Origin of the sequence: Wolbachia endosymbiont of Pentidionis agamae, from assembly GCF_036711655.1 — a bacterium.
Classification (GTDB): Bacteria; Pseudomonadota; Alphaproteobacteria; order Rickettsiales; family Anaplasmataceae; genus JAZHPY01.
This window is the reverse complement of the sequence record NZ_JAZHPY010000123.1, coordinates 1-1,773: the sequence shown is the minus strand read 5'-3', so window position 1 is coordinate 1,773 and position 1,773 is coordinate 1. Positions and strand designations below refer to the sequence as shown.

3 protein-coding genes are annotated in these 1,773 nt (G+C 32.8%); 2 read left to right on the top strand and 1 reads right to left on the bottom strand.

Annotated features, from left to right (window positions below; all coding sequences use genetic code 11):
* Both V6U76_RS05205 and V6U76_RS05640 read left to right on the top strand, forming a co-directional pair.
* The coding region (locus V6U76_RS05205; protein ID WP_333024079.1) for a hypothetical protein at positions 1 to 557 on the top strand (557 nt) is incomplete at its 5' end.
* 72 nt (positions 558 to 629) lie between these two features.
* Complete coding sequence (locus tag V6U76_RS05640) at positions 630 to 767, top strand: RING-HC finger protein (protein WP_408647436.1); 138 nt, start codon at positions 630 to 632, stop codon at positions 765 to 767.
* Positions 768 to 1,304: 537 nt separating this feature from the next.
* Here V6U76_RS05640 and V6U76_RS05200 read toward each other — a convergent pair.
* Complete coding sequence (locus tag V6U76_RS05200) at positions 1,305 to 1,484, bottom strand: hypothetical protein (protein ID WP_333024077.1); 180 nt, start codon at positions 1,482 to 1,484, stop codon at positions 1,305 to 1,307.
* Between the last annotated feature and the right edge of the window lie 289 nt (positions 1,485 to 1,773).

Below are 1,773 nucleotides of genomic sequence, written 5' to 3'. Positions count from 1 at the left end.
CAAAGAACAAATATGGCAAAACTCCGTTTCAGTTGATTCCTGATGATAACGAAAAGTTTGTAAATGCAAAGACGATGCTTTCAGTTTATTTGAATCGCAGATCAAAAAATCGTAATTCAAATTCTGTTTTAATGTATGAAACAAATAGTTTGAAGAAATTGTTAGAAGAGGTGAACAACGCGTTGGTTACAAATGCATTAAATACATCACCTTTCGCTTCACGCATAGCGTCAATTGTCAACGAACTGCGCGAAACTGAAGCATTGTTTAAAAGAGAAGTTTCACGATTAAAAGGTTCGAATGCCAGTTTAGAACTATGCTTGAAATTAAAAAACGACGACATAAACAGTCTGCAATCGCGTGTGATCGAAAAGGAAAAAGAAATCAAGAAAATGGAAAACCATATTAACCGAACCAAAGCTTTGAATCGTCGCAAACTTTTAGCCAAAAGTCGTGAAAAGAGTGGGTTGGAAAAAGAGATAAAAAGAATAAAAGATGCAAACGCCGGCTCGAAACGAAAAGTGTATAAAGATGGTGATTACTACTGCCAAATATAATCCGTTGTCAACTTTAATAAAGAAGAGAGCAAACAATTAAACGAGAGGATTAAGAGTCTCGAATCAATTGCATTGTGTCAAATATGTGAAGACAGACAGAAATCAGTTGCATTTCGCTGCGGTCACTGTTGCTGTTCAATTTGCGTTGAGCGTCTTTCGAAATGTCACATTTGTAGGGGAACAGTCGCGTTTAAAATTCGACTTTATTGAAATATTCTTTATGTGTAATTCGTTTCTTATCGTAACTGTTTCAAATGATATTTAGAATTAATCAGTCGTATCATTGCAAAACTATTTTCAATAACATTACATTTTTTTCAACTAATTAAATAAAAACTCACATTTCTATACTATATATGTTCATAAGAATAACATCTCTGACATAAATAATATAATCTCATCTGTTTTGTAAACAACAAAAAATTGCTCTTAGCGTTCGATGATAATAATCAATTTTATAAGTATTAAGTGTAAATTATTCAAACGTTGTTGCGGACTGTAAGCGACAGTACAAGACATTGCTTACAATTAATTATTCATTTGATAGTGCCACTTTCCTAGCTCTTCAAAGCATTATACGTTACAAGTTACAGATAATTTCAGCGAAAGATAATTTCAGCAAAAGATAATTAATGATGAATAGTATGACGTAATAATAGCCAGGTGTTTATTATCAAACAAATTTTTAAAATCAAAGCTTATCGAAACAGTTGATGGGAGTTTTATGTTACTAATGGAATCAGTCTTCTATTTCCAGGCATTCTCTACGTAATCAAATGTTGCTTTATTTGCCGTGAAAGCGACGAACAGATACATTTCTTTTAACGTGGACAACATTAAAGTTAAATCACCAATTATCTTCTCGTTGGTTTTTCGGCCAAAATAGTAAAGCATTTGAACAAAACCGCTGATTAAACCTGGTCTCATATAAGCTGCTAATTTATGTTATCGTATTTATTGCTGGTCTTTAAGTTTTTCTTCTTTCGAAAAGCTTTTGTATTTCGAAATGAAATAAACGTTAAAGCAGTGAGCAGCAAATTAATGATTACCAACGTTATACCTGGAAATATAATATAAGTCACTCTGACTACCAAAGGTTCCCAAGTGTCCTTCTCCGATTTCGATGAAATTTGGCACAGCGAATGCTTAAGCACTGCTTACCATATCAGCGAAATATTTTTTGCTGAGGCTCTAATTTGGCTATTTTATAGTAACT